The 16,784-nt window shown below is 41.4% G+C and carries 16 protein-coding genes; 5 read left to right on the plus strand and 11 right to left on the minus strand.

Annotated elements, in window-relative coordinates; translation table 11 throughout:
* Positions 1–14: 14 nt before the first annotated feature.
* A complete protein-coding gene (locus BQ2633_RS01000) occupies positions 15–1,136 on the plus strand; it encodes a glycosyltransferase family protein (RefSeq protein WP_075564608.1) in 1,122 nt (373 codons plus the stop codon).
* A gap of 176 nt (positions 1,137–1,312) precedes the next feature.
* Here BQ2633_RS01000 and BQ2633_RS01005 read toward each other — a convergent pair whose 3' ends face one another.
* From BQ2633_RS01005 to BQ2633_RS01040, 7 genes are all read right to left on the minus strand, one after another.
* Positions 1,313–2,254, minus strand: a complete 942-nt coding sequence (locus tag BQ2633_RS01005) for a phosphoribosylaminoimidazolesuccinocarboxamide synthase (protein WP_075564609.1) — start codon at positions 2,252–2,254, stop codon at positions 1,313–1,315.
* Between the two features lie 196 nt (positions 2,255–2,450).
* Entirely contained in the window at positions 2,451–3,449 is a 999-nt protein-coding gene (locus tag BQ2633_RS01010) for a PhoH family protein (protein WP_075564610.1), read from the minus strand.
* A 212-nt stretch (positions 3,450–3,661) separates the two neighbouring features.
* The gene (locus tag BQ2633_RS01015; protein WP_075564611.1) at positions 3,662–4,615 is read right to left on the minus strand and encodes a hypothetical protein; all 954 of its coding nucleotides are present in this window, start codon (positions 4,613–4,615) and stop codon (positions 3,662–3,664) included.
* A 625-nt stretch (positions 4,616–5,240) separates the two neighbouring features.
* Positions 5,241–6,092 (minus strand): Cof-type HAD-IIB family hydrolase, encoded by an 852-nt coding sequence (locus BQ2633_RS01025; protein ID WP_075564613.1) that lies wholly within the window; start codon positions 6,090–6,092, stop codon positions 5,241–5,243.
* A gap of 50 nt (positions 6,093–6,142) precedes the next feature.
* Complete coding sequence (gene yfcE / locus BQ2633_RS01030; protein ID WP_075564614.1) at positions 6,143–6,685, minus strand: phosphodiesterase; 543 nt, start codon at positions 6,683–6,685, stop codon at positions 6,143–6,145.
* A gap of 47 nt (positions 6,686–6,732) precedes the next feature.
* Complete coding sequence (locus BQ2633_RS01035) at positions 6,733–7,275, minus strand: DJ-1 family glyoxalase III (protein WP_075564615.1); 543 nt, start codon at positions 7,273–7,275, stop codon at positions 6,733–6,735.
* A gap of 89 nt (positions 7,276–7,364) precedes the next feature.
* The gene (locus BQ2633_RS01040; protein ID WP_075564616.1) at positions 7,365–8,090 is read right to left on the minus strand and encodes a pyridoxine 5'-phosphate synthase; all 726 of its coding nucleotides are present in this window, start codon (positions 8,088–8,090) and stop codon (positions 7,365–7,367) included.
* Positions 8,091–8,206: 116 nt separating this feature from the next.
* On the opposite strand from BQ2633_RS01040, the gene BQ2633_RS01045 reads away from it, so the two are divergent.
* The 4 genes from BQ2633_RS01045 (at position 8,207) to BQ2633_RS01060 (ending at position 13,084) form a co-directional block, all read left to right on the plus strand.
* Entirely contained in the window at positions 8,207–9,121 is a 915-nt protein-coding gene (locus BQ2633_RS01045) for an NAD kinase (RefSeq protein WP_346047909.1), read from the plus strand.
* Between the two features lie 78 nt (positions 9,122–9,199).
* A complete protein-coding gene (locus BQ2633_RS01050) occupies positions 9,200–10,888 on the plus strand; it encodes an ABC transporter ATP-binding protein (RefSeq protein ID WP_083233883.1) in 1,689 nt (562 codons plus the stop codon).
* A gap of 308 nt (positions 10,889–11,196) precedes the next feature.
* Entirely contained in the window at positions 11,197–11,841 is a 645-nt protein-coding gene (locus BQ2633_RS01055) for an HAD family hydrolase (RefSeq protein ID WP_075564618.1), read from the plus strand.
* 151 nt (positions 11,842–11,992) lie between these two features.
* Positions 11,993–13,084, plus strand: a complete 1,092-nt coding sequence (locus BQ2633_RS01060) for a metallophosphoesterase (RefSeq protein ID WP_075564619.1) — start codon at positions 11,993–11,995, stop codon at positions 13,082–13,084.
* A 272-nt stretch (positions 13,085–13,356) separates the two neighbouring features.
* On the opposite strand, the gene BQ2633_RS01065 is transcribed toward BQ2633_RS01060, so the two are convergent.
* The 4 genes from BQ2633_RS01065 to BQ2633_RS01080 form a co-directional block, all read right to left on the minus strand.
* Entirely contained in the window at positions 13,357–14,301 is a 945-nt protein-coding gene (locus BQ2633_RS01065; protein WP_075564620.1) for a PstS family phosphate ABC transporter substrate-binding protein, read from the minus strand.
* A 308-nt stretch (positions 14,302–14,609) separates the two neighbouring features.
* Complete coding sequence (locus BQ2633_RS01070) at positions 14,610–15,473, minus strand: energy transducer TonB (RefSeq protein ID WP_075564621.1); 864 nt, start codon at positions 15,471–15,473, stop codon at positions 14,610–14,612.
* 23 nt (positions 15,474–15,496) lie between these two features.
* A complete protein-coding gene (locus tag BQ2633_RS01075) occupies positions 15,497–16,126 on the minus strand; it encodes an ExbD/TolR family protein (RefSeq protein ID WP_075564622.1) in 630 nt (209 codons plus the stop codon).
* A 17-nt stretch (positions 16,127–16,143) separates the two neighbouring features.
* Complete coding sequence (locus BQ2633_RS01080; RefSeq protein ID WP_075564623.1) at positions 16,144–16,761, minus strand: ExbD/TolR family protein; 618 nt, start codon at positions 16,759–16,761, stop codon at positions 16,144–16,146.
* Between the last annotated feature and the right edge of the window lie 23 nt (positions 16,762–16,784).

The raw sequence follows: 16,784 nt of genomic DNA on the forward strand, positions 1-16,784 counted from the left end.
CCTCTTTATATTTCATGAAAATTCTTCTACTTGGTGATTATTCTAATGTGCATGCCACACTTGCTTCTGCTTTGCGAACTTTGGGGCACGAGGTAACTTTGGCCTCAGATGGTGATTCATGGAAAAATTATCCGAGAGATGTTGATTTGAAGCGTCCGAGTTTAGGGAAGTTCTCTTCTATTGCTTACTATTTGCGTTTGCTTTTCACGTTTAGGAAATTCAGGAACTATGATGTTGTTCAACTCATCAACCCATGTTTTTTGCCTTTGAAAGCGGAGCGTATTGGTCGTTTTTATAACTTCTTGCGTCGTCATAACAAGAAAATCTTTCTTGGTGCTTTTGGAATGGACCACTATTGGGTCAAAGCGGGTTTGGATTGTAAGACTTTTCGCTATAGTGATTTCAATATCGGTAGTCAAGTCAGGGAGAGTGCAGATAATGAAATATGGATTCGTGACTGGCTTTTAGGCGAAAAAGGAAAGTTGAATCAAGAAATAGCCGAAGATTGTGATGGCATCGTTTCTGGACTTTATGAATACGACGCCGCCTATCGTCCCCATTTTGGCGAGAAAGTTCGGTTTATTCCTTTCCCCATTCGCTTAGACAATGAATTACTTTCTCAGAAATCAAGAAGCCTTCAGGGAGAAAATGGAGAAAGAACTAAGGTTCGCTTTTTTATTGGTATCCAACGTCAGCGCCATGCTTACAAAGGAACTGATGTGATGCTCGCTGCATTAGAAAGATTACAAGCTGATTTTCCTAATGAGGTAGAATATGTTACGGCTGAGAATGTGCCTTTTGATGAATATGTTCAACTCTTGCGCTCTAGTGATGTATTGTTAGATCAGCTCTATTCCTACACACCAGCCATGAACGCTCTGCAAGCTATGGCACAAGGGCTGGTTGTTGTGACAGGTGGTGAACCTGAGAACTATGAGATTCTGGGCGAAACAGAGTTACGTCCCATCATCAATGTGTTGCCTTCTGAGGAATCTGTTTACGAACAATTAAAAGCATTAGTGTTGCGTCGAGATGAAATCCCTCTACTGTCTCAGCAGAGTAGAGCATACATCATGAAACATCATGAATATCTCAATGTAGCGCAACAATATCTAGATTTTTGGGCTGGAAAATAGCACGTAACGCCCTCACTTTTTATTTTTCTACCCCAAAAAAGTCGTATCCTTGGTTTATCCAAAGATACGACTTTTTGTTGATTTCTCACAAGTGAAGGAACTAGACCTTGCAAATGGGAAGTAAGACCAGACAAAGCCACCATATATGCTAGCTTGCTGTCTTGTGGGGATATACTTTATTTCGCTAAATACTCGCTTACATTCTTCTCAATGCGGGCAGCAAGATCAGTATTTTCTTCACGATTGAACTTTTCTCCAGTGATATGTTCATAGAGTTCAATGTAGCGTTCAGAAATGCCGGCTACAATTTCGGGAGTCATTTCAGGGACTTGTTGTCCTTCTTTACCTTGGAAGCCGTTCTCCATCAGCCATTCGCGCACAAATTCTTTAGAAAGTTGCTTTTGAGGTTCTCCTTTTTCAAAACGTTCTTCATAGCCTTCAGCGTAGAAATAACGGCTGGAGTCGGGAGTATGAATTTCATCCATGAGGTAGATTTGTCCATTGTGCTTTCCGAACTCATACTTTGTATCTACGAGAATCAAGCCACGTTCAGCAGCAATCTGCGTTCCGCGCTCAAAAAGTGCCAAAGTGTACTTCTCAAGGACTTCATATTCTTCAGGTGTAGCAAGACCTTGTGCAAGAATTTCTTCTTTAGAGATGTCAGCATCGTGCTCACCAATTTCTGCTTTGGTGGTGGGAGTAACAATGGGAGTTGGGAACTTTTCGTTCTCGCGCATACCTTCAGGAAGACGAATGCCACAAATCTCACGAACACCACTCTTATAGGCGCGCCAAGCACTGCCACAGAGATAACCGCGCACAATCATTTCAATTGGAAAACCTTCGCAGAGCAAGCCTACAGTGACCATAGGGTCTGGAGTCGCGAGTTTCCAGTTTGGGCAGATGTCTGTAGTGGCATCTAAGAATTTAGCTGCGATTTGATTCAACATTTGACCTTTGAAGGGAATACCTTCTGGAAGTACTACGTCAAACGCGGAGATACGGTCGGTAGCCACCATCACAAGGCGTTCGCCTAAGTTATACACATCGCGCACCTTGCCGTGGTACACACTTTTCTGTCCAGCAAAGTGGAAATCAGTTTTTGTAAGAGCACTCATATTATTGAGATATTTGAAGGATGAATTGCAAAGAAGTTGGGGATAGTGGAGATAATCGTTCTGATATTCTAAAGGATTCTCAGATTATTCCAATACCATGATAGGCTATTAGGAAAAGTATCAGTTATCTTGTTGAGGAGGGAAGAAGGTGGTAATAAAATAGCACCTACACAAGGGTGCTTCAAAGACTGAGAGTTCAGTCTTCTTTTGCTTCACTTTGTGTAGGTGCTTCTTTTTCTGTTGATTTAATTTTACGCGCGGCAGCATCTTTGTCATAAGCAGCCACGATTCGGCTCACCAACTTGTGGCGCACGATGTCTTCCTGTTGCATATCAATGAAGGCAATACCTTTAACGTCACGGAGAATGCGGCTTGCCTCAATAAGACCACTGCGTTGAGAGGGCGCAAGGTCTATTTGTGTAGGGTCACCAGTTACCATCATTTTAGTATTCCAACCCATACGAGTCAGGAACATCTTGATTTGCGCTGTTGTCGTGTTCTGGGCTTCATCCAAAATCACCACAGCGTCATTGAGCGTACGGCCACGCATGAATGCCAATGGCGCAATTTGTATGACGCGATTCTCTATATATTCCTGCAATTTCATGGCAGGAAGCATCTCTTGAAGGGCATCATAAAGTGGTTGAAGGTAAGGGTCAATCTTATCTTTCATATCGCCTGGCAAGAAACCAAGTTTTTCTCCTGCTTCCACAGCTGGGCGACTCAAAATGATTTTCTTTACTTCTTTGTTCTTTAGAGCACGAACAGCCAAGGCTATCGCAAGAAAAGTCTTTCCTGAGCCAGCGGGACCAGAAATAAAGAGCATATCATTCTTGTTGTAAGCCTCAACCACTTTGCGCTGATTAGTACTTCTTGGAACAATAGGTTTTCCCCCCATAGAGTACACAATAGTCTCGTTGTCTCTATGGTCAGCCTGTTCAGCGGTATTCTTGAGAATCTGAATCACTTGCTCCTCATCTAGCTGATTGTGTAGCACACAGTATTGTTGAAGACGCTTAAAGCTCTCTTCAAATTCAGCCATATCTTCTTCTGCTCCCATTACTTTCAGCACATTGTCTCGCCCCATAATGCGTAGTTTGGGACGCAAAGCGCGAACCAAGCGCAGGTTGGCATTGCCAGCACCAAAGAAAATGGCGGGATCTGCATCTTCTAAGAAGAAATGCTTTTCAATCATAGGGAGAAATCGTGAGATGGAGGAAGCGGATAGAGAGGAATATAATATATTGGGTGCTATCTCAGCTAGTATGTTGGATGATGAATGATAACCGCCACGGAGTCTGTGAACGCTCAACAAGTGATTTCATTCATTTTGCAAGAAGCATTGGGCTAAGACAAAGCAAAGTTACTATATTTTTTGCGTTCTACCAAATATCATAACTTGACATTTTAGCCACGTTGTTCGCTTCTGGCTTGTTGAGACAATTGATAGCTATTCCAAAGGTTATGAAAGATACTGTAGAACCCTCCAGCTAAGGAAGATAGAGGGTCAAAGAAGGTGAAACCTGCCCAAATAGCAAAGACGGTATTTTTCTGACCTATAGCTTGAGACGCTGCAACTAGACTGTGGTGCTTACGACCAATTATGCGACCAATTCCGAATTGTAATGCGCAACTCACAAGACTCACGAGACAAATGGAGAGTAGAGTGGAGAAGGGGGCTACACTATGCATTAGGGCATGAGTACTTGTTGTGATGGCAAGCGTAAGACAAATAGCCCAAATGTGGAAGGCTAAGTCTTTTACTGCAAGAATTTGTTTTAATATCTGAGGAAAGTAAGTCCTAATTCCCCATGCTACAAAAAAAGGAAAGATGAGCATCGGGAAAACTTTTGCCATGATGCTCCACAAGGAAGTTAAAAATCCAATTTGTGAGGGAATCATCAAACTTACCACTGTGGGGAGCAGTAGTGCTGCCAGCATATTAGCTAAGATGGTGTAGGAAATCACTCCTGCAACATCACCTTTCAGTTTGTCGGTAACAACAGCTGCAGAAGTTGCTGTTGGACAAATGAAGCACAGTAGAGCGCCTTCCGCTATAGGACGATAGGTGGGGTTAGCTCCTATAATGAACATCGCTGCAATAGAAAACCCTAGCGTTTGCAGGATTAGCAAATAGCCATGCCAAGAAGTCAAGCGCAAACTGCGGGGTTCTACTTTGCAGAATGTGATCATTAGCATGACAAAAATAAGAATAGGCTGCAGCGTCTTAATCCAGTGCATTGCCATCGTCTTTGCGGCAGGATTGGGGAGATAATTGTCTCCTAGAAAATAGAGCAATACGCCTAATAATATGGCTATGGCAAGCATCCAAGTGCGCAATAGTAGCTTGAGTTTAATCATTGTATTTGAGTGCTTATAAGTACTAGTGTTTAGTGGAGGGGGAAGTGTTAAATCTGAAGGCTCAAAAAAGCATGAGTTTTCATTGAAATAGCTTGAAGAAGTTTCAACATGAAGTGATTTTGAAGGTCAAACTCGACGAAAATATGAACTCGTCATTAATAAACTCGTATTTTATCAGAGTTTGTCTCTCTATTTCTACTATAATTGCTTGTAAAACGTCGGAGAACTTTGCAATTTCGTCGGAGAAAATTTGAAAAACGTCGGACGTTTTTGCAATTATCTCCGAGATAATCTCCGCAACCGTTCTTCTGTCCCTCAATGAACTCTTCCATGAAGTGAGAAATCATGTACAGGAGCTTCTGGACTTCAATTTCTACGTTAAATAACGGTGTTCAAATTGTGAAGTTTTCTTTTAATGCTTGCCTGTTTTGCGGACTGTGATCAAAGTTACGTTGAATCTAGAGTCAGTGATTTAGCCCTTGTTAAGGGCTATGCTTATGTCTCTAAAGAAGAGAGTCTTTGACTATCTGTTGAAGGGATGTTGGGATTTGCTATTCTTGTGGAGAAAGATATGCAAATCGGCTGAGTTTCATCATAAAACCCAGCCGATTCATTTGTTTCGTACTTATTCTTGCTTATCGTTGGGATAAAGGAGTTGCTCCAATGCGATAGCAATGCCGTCTTCGTCGTTAGAAATAGTGATGAAATCGGCAATTGCTTTGACTTCATCGACAGCATTTCCCATAGCAACGCCCATACCAGCGTATTCCAGCATGGAGAGATCATTGAAACCATCTCCAAAAGCCATTAGATCTTCACGCTTCATGCCTAAATGAGCTAAGAGACGCTGAAGAGACTGCGCTTTATCGATGCCTTTTGGGGTGAGTTCTAGAAAGAAAGGAGCAGAACGGAATATCTCCATACGGTTGGAAAGCACTTCTTTCATCTTAGCTTCTAAGTCAACAAGGAGTTGAGGTTCTCCTGGAATAAGAAACTTGGTGGCACCTCCTTGAATAGCGCTTGCTTCAGCTACGAAATTTTCAGCTACGACGACTGGCATTCCGTTGATGCGTGCTTCTTCCGCTAAATATTCTCCTTCGTTGAAACTGGCTAAGATAGCGTTTGACTGATAGGTGACAATAGGTAGTTTTGCACTTTCTGCAAAGGTATACAAGGTTGGAACTAGATCAGCATCAACAGTTTGGCTGTATATAGCTTTCTCTGTTCTCCAGTCTATAATTCTTCCTCCATTATAAGAAAGTACAAATCCACCGAATTTAGCTATTTGTAATTGTTTCGCTAAAGAAGAAATACCGTAAGTGGGTCGTCCAGAGGCTAATACTATGCGAACTCCCTCGTGTTGTGCTCGCATCAGTGCTTTAAAAGTGCGTGGAGTGATGACTTTTTGGCTGTTGGTTAGGGTGCCATCTAAGTCTAATGCAATGATGCGATAGGAGAGAGGAGAGACTATCTTCATTTTTGTCTGTGATTGTTTATGCCTGCTTAGAAGTCTGATGATGTAATTAGCTAGATTTGCATGCAATCTAATAATGTACCATCCAAATGATAGAGCGAGATTAGACCATCTTCGTAGGTGACAAATGTGGGAGGATTACCACCTTTGGGGAATGTTGGACTACCTGTGTTGACCAACACCGAACCATTTTCCATGCGCGTGATGTGAGGAAGATGTGTGTGTCCATTAAATAGGACATCAAATTTTGCTCGAGGCAAATGTTTTTCCCCATAAACATGACCGTGTGTAAGGAAAATGCGTGTGCCGTTGTCTACAACCCAAGCATAGTCTCCCATTAAATCAAAGTCGCAAAGCATTTGGTCTACTTCACTATCACAGTTTCCGCGCACGGCAATGATACTATCAGCTATGGTGTTAAGACGTTTTACGATACCTTGGGGATCAATCCCTTCGGGAATACGATTCCGCGGACCATAGTTAAGCAAATCCCCAACAAAAAGGAACTGTTCGCACTGCATATTGTCATAGTGCTCAAGTAATTTCTCAAGCACTGGAAGTGATCCATGGATGTCCGAACAAATGAGGTACTTCATAATGAGGAAATTCTTTTGATTGTGGGAAACTGCAAAGTAAGTTTTGATTAGAGAAAAAGCATGTCAGCTTTGACCCGGGCAACAGTCGTGGCGTCTACAAAGCGAGCGGCAATGGCAAAGGCAAACTCTGCAGCAGCTCTTGGGCCTTTTGCAGTGATGATATGTCCATCTTCAACCACCAAATCACTAACCAGTTCTGCTCCTTCAAGCTCTTGTTCAAAACCTGGATAGCAAGTTGCACGGCGTTGTTTCAAAATGCCATGTTTACCCAATACCATAGGTGCTGCACAGATGGCTGCAATGAGATTTTTGCAATCGTGGTGGTAGAGTAGTGCCTTTCTTAAACCTTCGTGAATAAGAAGGTTGCGTGCCCCTGGCATACCACCCGGAAGAATGATACCATTGCTCTTATAGATTTCACTTTTACGGAATACGGTTTCCGCCATAATTGACATATCATGTGAGCCATGGATAAGTCTGGTGCCGGCGACGGATACAATTTGTACCTCCAGACCACATCGTCTGAGAATATCTATCGTTGTTAGTGCTTCAATTTCTTCAAAACCATCAGCCAAAAATATGTGTAACATATATCTTTAATCTTGTTTGCAAATCGTGCGCGAGCACACGAGGTTAATTCTATATCTGTGAGGCTAATATTCACATGTTAGGTTTCTTCTTACTGAGCCAAAGGGGTAAGGCACTTAAGATATGCCTTTATGGTCTGTTCTAAGCCAAGGTAGAGTGCATCGCACACGAGGGCATGACCAATGCTCACTTCATCGAGAAAGGGTATCTGCAGAGAGAAGTAGGCAAGGTTTTCCAAGCTCAAATCATGACCTGCATTGATGCCTAGTCCGATGTTGCGGCAGTGATGGGCACAATCAACATAGGGCGCGATGGCTTCTTGACGATTGACCTTATAGTTTGAAGCGTATGGCTCTGTGTAAAGTTCTATTCGGTCGGCTCCGCAACGAAGGGCATAATCAGCCATTTCCTTGTCTGGATCTATAAAAATAGAGACTCTCACATTTGCTTCGTGAAAACGGGCAATAATAGGGGTGAGAAAGTCGGCTTTCTCCTTAGTGTTCCAGCCAGCATTGGAAGTGAGTTGGTCTGGAGCATCAGGCACGAGCGTCACTTGCGCAGGTTTAACAGCACAGACGAGAGCGATGAAGTCTTCACTTGGATATCCCTCAATATTGAACTCTGTGTTGATGCATTTTTTCAGCTCAAGTACATCAGAGCGGCGAATATGTCGCTCATCAGGTCTCGGATGTACAGTGATGCCTTGTCCTCCAAATTGTTCGCAATCTCGAGCCACTTGTAGTAAATCGGGATTGTTGCCACCACGTGCATTACGTAATGTAGCAAATTTATTGATATTTACGCTCAGTTTCGTCATAAATGCTTGGTATAATGAGGAGAATACTGTAATTTTGCTCAAAGAAGCAAGGAACTCCCTTCCTCATTTATGTCGCGAAATTACGAAAATGTTTCAAATAATGCGCATCCTACGGGGTGAAATGCGGCAATTTACAAATTATTATGCACTGTTCTCCTCAAAGAATTGCCTTATTTGGCAAGAGTTATAACACAGATAAACTCAACTGTGCTCTTCAGATTATTCACAAGTTACAACATCTTGGTCTAGATGTTCTTGTGACAGAGGATTTTATGTCTTTGTTGCATGAACATGCTCCTGATGCTACTGCGCATGTGCACAGCTTTTCTTTGGGAGATTGTCAAGCAAATCTTGCTATTTCGATAGGAGGTGATGGCACCTTTCTATATACTGCAGAGCGTCTACGCAATAGTCCGATTCCCATCCTTGGTGTAAATCTTGGAAGATTAGGTTTTTTGGCTGAAGTGACTCCTGAAATTTTGAATGAGGCCTTAGAGCATATCACAGAGGGAAATTACTATATTAATGAGCGTAGTCTGATAGAAGTAAAGACGTTGGGTGAAGAGATTGAGACCTATCCCTTCGCTCTCAATGATGTTGCCCTTTTAAAGCATGATAATGCTTCTCTTATAGATGTTGAAACGCGAGTAGATGGCGAATTGCTTACTAAATATGTTGCCGATGGACTCGTGATAAGTACCCCGACTGGTTCCACAGCCTATTCTTTGTCTGTAGGTGGTCCTGTGCTAGATCCTCAGTCAGCAGCCTTTTGTCTTTCACCAGTGGCACCACATAGTTTAACGATGCGTCCTATTGTACTTCGCGATGACGTACAAATAAAACTGAAGGTGCACAGTCGCACAGAGCGTTTTTTGTTATCGATTGATGGGCGTAGCCAAAGTTTTTCGACAGACACCGAAGTGACATTGGCAAAGGCTAGTTATAATGTGTCCGTGGTGCATCTACATCCTAATTCTTTTTTCCGCGCTTTGAATAAGAAGATGATGTGGGGAGAAGACATCCGTGGATAAAAAGTTACTGCGTACTACCTCCAGACTGCTTATACTGGAGAACCACTACCTTGTTTTATAAGATTTACTAGTATAACAATGAAACTAGACTTCCTGTCCTATTGGCATTTTATAGTTTGGATGAAGCGGTATTGGCTGACTTATCGTTGGTGGAATATCCTAAATCTCATCCTTGGTACAATAGGAGTGGTCTTAAGTCTGTGTTTTGTTTATCTATTCAAAACAGCCATTGACATTGCAACAGGTGCTCAAACAGGGAATCTTGTGCTTATCTTGTTTTTTTATGTAGTGGGTACTGTTCTAGAACGCACACTTAGTTTTGTGGGGAATTGGTTGAGTACATTGCTTTTCACAAAAACAGAGAAGGATATGCGTATGTCTCTCTTTAATACTTTGATGTCTAGTGATTGGCAGCAACTACAACAATATCATAGCGGAGATGTGCAAAGTAGAATCTCCAAAGATGTTGATTATTTGGTAGGAATGACTGTAAATACATTCCCTGCTGTATTCATGATGCTGTTTCAGCTCACTGGGGCTTTCGTTTATCTTTGTTTCTTAGACTATAAACTCGCTCTTTGTTTACTCGTAATAACTCCTTTGGTCTTTTTGCTCCGTCGTTTATATATTAAGAAACAGCGCGAACTAACTCGTGATGTTCGTGAACAAGATACAGACGTTTTATCTAGATATCAAGAAGCTACACAACACCTTCTTGTGATTAAGACAAATCATGCATATGAGGTGATCAGACAGAGGTTAGACTCTGCTCAAACTATTTTGGAAGAAAAGATTAAGCGTAGATTGAAATTTTCTATTCGTCCCTTTCTTCTGATGCGTTTAGGTTTTGATTTGACCTATTTAGTCGTTTTTGTTTGGGGAGTTGTAGGCTTGCAAAATCAATGGATTACTTATGGTGCACTTATGGCGTATGTGCAATTGGTGGCACGAGTGCAGTCACCATTGAAGAACTTGTCTCAATATGTCAATGCGCTTATACAAGGCCATATAGCCTTCGAACGCGTCTCTACTTTGGAAGGTTTATCATTAGATGTATATGGTAAGGAATTAAACACAGAAGAAAGCGATGAGCCAACCATTATCAAGCAACAAATAAGGAAAGGGGAGGCAGATTTCTGTTTATGTCTATCTAATGTTCATTACCAGTATGCTCCGGATGCTCGCATGGTCTTGACTGATTTCTGCTGTAAATTTCCACAAGGTAGTATAACTGCTATTTTAGGGGAGACAGGATCAGGGAAGACTACGCTCATTCGTTTGCTATTGGGACTCATTACTCCCCAAAAGGGTGCGGTTGAGTGGTGTTTGCAGGATCAAAGATGTCCTTATGGCTTCTTAGGTAGAGAAGCTATTGCCTACGTACCACAAGGCAACACCTTACTCTCAGGAACAATTCGTGAAAATCTTCTTTTGGCTAATTCTACAGCTACAGAGGAGGAAATGAATGATGCATTGTTTGTGGCTGCTGCAGATTTTGCTTTTGCTTTTCCCCAAGGCTTGGATACAGCTTGTCAGGAATTTGGAGGGGGATTGTCAGAAGGGCAGGCCCAGCGTATTTGTATAGCTCGTGCTCTACTTCGTCCTTGTCCGATATTAATTTTTGATGAAAGTACCTCTGCTCTAGACATCGCTACTGAAAAGCTGGTTATTGAACGCTTAGTGTCGAGCTGTAAGGGCAAGACCATGATATTTGTCACGCATCGGGCTGCTGTGCTAGAGCATTGCTCACAAATAATTCAATTGTAGACTTTGCATAAACTTCTAATCAATAATAGCTATACACTATATAATTGGTAAGTAGACCTATCATCTTCAACCAAACAACAAGAAAAACAACAGATTTCTCATCATTTTGTTTGGAAGAAATATAGAAAGGCTGTACCTTTGCAATGTTTTCATGGTATTAGATTTAAGGTTAAAAGAAGATTGGTTGTCGGGAGACAATCAATTTTTATTTTATACCTACCGCATCTTATGCATTTCTTGCCGTACGAATAGAAATCGTTTCTATCGTTCCTTATTCCTCATTCTTTTCATAAACAATTGTACTACAGATGAAAGTTGCTCTCTTTGATTTAGATGGTGTACTCATTGATACCGAAGGTCAATATGAATCTTTTTGGCGAAAGATAGGTCAGGACTTTTTGCCAGAACAACCAAGTTTTGCGCAAGACATCAAAGGTATGTCGTTAGGGCAGATCTACCAGACTTATTTTCCTGGCTTAGAGTCTTTGCAAAAGGAAATGACTTGTCGTCTTAATGCTTTTGAGAAAGAGATGCATTATCCGATTTTTGAAAGTGTCCTCCCCTTTCTCAAGCGATTACAAGAGATGCACGTGCGATGTGCTGTAGTGACCAGTAGTAATAAAGAAAAGATGAAACAAGTCTATGCTGAGCACCCTGAATTTTCTAGCTATTTCTCTAAGATTTTTACAGCTGAACATGTACAACACTCCAAGCCAATGCCAGATTGTTATCTGAATGCGGCTAAAGTTTTAGAGGTAGCTCCAGAAAAATGTGTCATCTTCGAAGACAGTATTAATGGGCTTAAGGCAGGACGTGATAGCGGAGCGCAAGTTGTTGCATTAGCAACCTCTTTGTCTCGTGAAGTTTTGACAAACCATGAGAACTCCAAGTTGTATGATATGTTGGTAGATAATTTTAGGCAGATTGCGCCCGAAGCTCTTTTCGCTGATTAGAGGCTTTTTCTCAGTACTTGAAAGAGGCATATTATGGTTTTATTGGCATAATCTTTGCTCATTAACTAGGACAAAGTTTGTGTGCGAATTTACACAGCAAGGACTGAAAGATAGAAGTAAAAAATATATCAAGAACAAAATATATAGACGTATGAATATTCCTCCCATTGCCTTCCTTTTCATGCTCTTGCCTATAGTCGGACAATTATACATCTCCTATGGAGTTTGGCAGATTCTACCCGACATTTTGTGGTTGAAGATTATAACTATCACGCTGATGACTTTAGCTTTCTTGTTGTTTTTTGTCGCAATGAGTGGTTGGCTTGACAAACTTCCATTAGAATTAGCCACCATTAGCTACAATGTTGGTACTTCATGGCTTATTGTTCTGCTTTATATGTTTATACTTTTTGCAGTGATTCATGTAGGTGGATGGTTATCATGGATACCTAAGCAATATATTCAGCAGAGCTATATAGGAGCGGCTTTGCTTGGTGGTCTTCTCTTAGGTTTGTTTGCTTACGCACGTTATCATTATGAGGATAAAAAACGAGTAGAACTTGTGCTTGATGGTAAGGGTAAGATTAAAGAACCAAAGAAGCTAGTATTAGTTAGTGATCTTCATTTGGGGTATCATAATCGACGTCGTGATCTTCACCGTTGGCTGGAACAAATCAAAGCTGAAAAGCCCGATGCTCTTTTAATTGCAGGTGATTTGATAGATAGAACTATCAAACCTGTTAATGAAGAAGGTGCTGAAGAAGAATTCAAAAAACTAGGTTTTCCCGTCTATGCTATTTATGGCAATCATGATTATTACACAGGAGTTGCAGCGGATCGTAAGTTTTGCGAAAGAGCAGGAATTCAGCTTCTTAAAGATGAAGTGGCTTATTTCGGAAACTTTGCTATAGTTGGCAGAGACGACAGAACTAATGTTAATCGTATGACATTGGCACAACTAATGGATGGAATTGATCGATCTAAGTACATCATTGATTTAGACCACCAACCTTATAATTTAGAGGAAGCTGAAGTAAATGGAGTCGATTTAGAATTTGCAGGACATACTCATTATGGACAAGTTTGGCCTGGAAACTGGGTGACACAAGCTATGTATGAAAATGCTTATGGGCTTTCTAGACGTAATGCCACAACTTATTATGTAAGTTCTGGATTAGGCATTTGGGGGGCAAAGTTTCGCATTGGCACTCAAAGCGAATACGTTGTTGTCACTTTCAAATAGATGGCTGCTTACCGCACAACATTTCTAGTTTGTAGGAGTGTTCTTTCGATTGTATTGATAGGATGCTCCTTTCTTTTATATTATTTGTTGTTGTAAGGAATTCCCTCTCGCGTAACCTCAGGCTACCGGATAGCAATTATAGGGGATGTCAATGAATAATTTGCATGTGTCTTCTCCCAAAAGGGTGAGGGGGGCAGAATATTACAAATCCCGCTTCTGTTTAATCAGAAGCGGGATTTGTTTTCGTGTGAAAGTTATTACAGAAACGAAGTTTAATCTTTTATCATTACTTCCTTAATCTGAACTTGATTGCGTGTTAGCAGTTGAGAGCTACTATTGATGACACGTTGACCGTCATTGTCTTTCAAGAAAAAGTAAAAAGAACGCATCGTGCTTCGTGTGCGTGGATCGGTTACAATTTCCCAGACTGTACGAACCAAGGGATATTCTCCAGTAGCGATGTAATACTGATAAGGACGTTGCCAGTCTGCTTTTGCTTTACCAACTTTACCAACTAACATAACGCGTACATCGAGACCATAGAAGGTTTGTAATGCTGTGGTATCGCCCTGGTAAACTCTCAACCAGTCTGTTGAAACGACACCGATTGTATTAGGATTCTCTTTTACTGTTTGGATAACCTTCATATTGCTTCCTTGAGCGAATACGTTCCCTTGAAGATCTTTTCCTCCGTTGAGGCTATCTTTCATGTATCGAACAGTACTTGAACCTGAGGCATCAAAGACGAGATTTAGTTCTCCCTTTTTGGTTCCCATCTCGAGTTGTTCCCATCGAGTGATTTTGCCTTGAATAATTTGACGTAGTTCATTGACATTGATTACCGTATCTGAATTTTGTTTGTTGACAATGAGAGCAAAGGCATCATATGCAAGTTTTGATTGAAGCAGAGGAAGATTGTGTTGTTGGACGATGGTTTTCTCCTTTTCATTTAATGGTCGAGTTGTCACAGCCATACGCACACTATCAGCAAGCAATAAACGAATGGCAGAATCTTCGCTACAATATACAGGCTGCATCACAGCTTCTGGTTTACGGAGTCCGTATAATTCGGATAGTTCTTCGAGGATGGGTTGAAAACTAACATCTGCTGCGAACCTTACATCATCTTCGTGTAGGTAGGCATTGGCTTTCTTTGGATTAGTGCCACAACTAACCAATAAGGCTAGTGCTAGCAGTGGAAAGAGAAGTTTTCGCATACTATGAGGGTTTTATATGTGAATTAAAAAATACGTTACTTACTGGCGAAGAACTTCCAGATACAAAGCTTGTATAATACCATTGTATTAGGAGTCTGTTATAGATTGTTCGACTTATATTTACATAGCTTTGGGAAAACGTCAGTAAAGGGAAAGGTTGTGCGAACTTTTCAGAAGAAGTAAGAAATACAAAGATAGCACATACCCTAATAAATATTGAGAAAAAGAACAAACCTGCGCCTCACGGCCGAGGCCTAAGACGCAGGTTGTTGAAATACAGTTGTGATAACTATAACTACAACTGATGTTTAGTTCTGGATAGAGTAGCGTACGGGAAGGTTGAACCATACACGTACGGGGCGACCTTGTTGCTTACCAGGAATGAAACGAGGTAATGATTTTACCACGCGAACCGCTTCCTTATCGCAGTGTGATTCGAGAGATTTCACAACTTGAACATCACCAATAGAACCATTTGCTTCTACTACAAAGCGAAGTTGTACAGTACCTTGGATCTCTTGTTCAACTGCGATAGCTGGGTATTTGATGTTCTTTGCTACGTATGCAAGCAAAGCAGCTTCACCACCGGGGAATTGAGCTGGTTGTTCTACTACAGTGTGGATAGGAGCTTCTTCTTCCTTCTGTTTTTGTTGTGGTGCATCACCACCAGCTTCTTGACCTTTAAGAAGGTCGTCGATGGTACCCTTACCATTAGCATCACCTGCGTAGTCACCATATGCAACGGTGAGGTTGCTTCGGTTCAATTCATCTTGGTTCTTCACTTTTTTGCTCTCGTCAACTTTGTCAACGATGTCAGGAACTGTGAAACCTACAGATGCACGAACTGCAACTTTTTGAAGCTGCTCTTGTTTGGGCTGCTCCTCTTGCTTTTGTACTTTAGGTTCTTCTTTCTTCAGCTCATCTTTTTTCAATTCTGACAATTCAGTTACAGCTTCTGTATCTGCTGCCAAAGATGCTTGGATGGCTTCCTTCGCTTTTGCGTAGGTGAAAATCAAACCAGCGATGACTGCAATACCCACGAGGATATCAATAATCGCATAGAGGTGACGTCTACCAGCTTTAGAACGCAAATCATAAGCACCGTAGCTCTTATTACGTCCTTCAAAGACGAGGTCGCACCATTCGCGCGAAATAATATCGACTTTTGACATAGGGATTACTGTTACTTATGAATTTACTTTTTGTTCAACTCTTCTACCATCTTCTTGTCTTGATCATTTACTTTGTCGATCACATACTTTCCGATGTAGCAGTTTTGCATTTCGTCGAGCACGTCAATCAAATTGAGGTAGGTGGACTCGTCCATAGGCTTGATAATCGCTGTTGGAGTACCATCTGCATTTTTGATTTTGCGGAGCTCTTCTTTGAATTGCTCTTTGTTCTTCTTGGCTTGTTCAACGTTACCTGTAAATTGTGCTTGCAGTTTACGTCTTAGAGCATCTACTTGAACTTTGGCTTTCTGATTTTTGTGTAGAAGGACTGCACGAATACCATCTTTGCCATAAGTAGTTTCTTGAAGTTGAGCTTCAGAAGGCTTGCCCTCGAAATAATAGAGTTTATTGTCTTTGCCAATGATAATCGTGATAGCTTCATCGGTCTGTACTTGGCTCTTTTGCTCCTTTTTGATATCATCCTTGTCCGAAGGCATGGTGATTTCCATCGTTTGGGGCTTGAGCAGGGTAGTACAGAGCATGAAGAAAGTCACGAGCAACATTATCATGTCGACCATAGGGGTGAAGTCGACACGGGCGTTCATTTTCTTTTGCTTGGAATTGCTATTCCCGCCTGTATCTAATTGTGCCATAACTTTGTTCTATCAGATTATTTGTCCTCGCCACCTTTCAGAGTCGTGATAAGATTATATCTTGACTCATGAATCTCGCGCAAGGAGTTCATAACATTCTTGATCGTGCTGTAAGGCGTGCTCTTGTCAGCCTTAATAGCGATACGCATATTCTCGCCATTAGCTTCGCGGGCAGCCGTTACCCAGTCTTTGAGTTCATTGTTCAAACTATCACAAGGAATACCAGCTTCTGGGCTTTCTAGGAGAAGTGAGTTACGTTTGGACGCTTCTGTGTCAACCCATCCTGCGATGGTATTGAAAGGAGTACCAAATGTAGGAACTTCAGAGAAAGCTTTGAGCTGTGCATCTGTGAGACTCAATTTCTTCTGTTCAATCAATTTCTCCGCCATCGCCTTTTGGCCATTAGGATTATCCATATTCATGAATACCTTTCCTTCTGGATTGATGAAAATGGTGAGAAGATTGTTTTCTGGAATCTTAATTTCTGAAACTGAGCCAGGAACATTTACCTTTACAGGTTCTTCCTTGGTGAAAGTTGCAGTAAGCATAAAGAAGGTAAGCAGCAGGACCATGACGTCACTCATCGGTGTCATGTCGATGAATGTGTCTTGTTTTTTTACATGAAAACGTCCCATGTTGTCTTGTTACCTTTTTATGA

The organism is Ihuprevotella massiliensis, assembly GCA_900095835.1.
Lineage (GTDB): Bacteria > Bacteroidota > Bacteroidia > Bacteroidales > Bacteroidaceae > Alloprevotella > Alloprevotella massiliensis.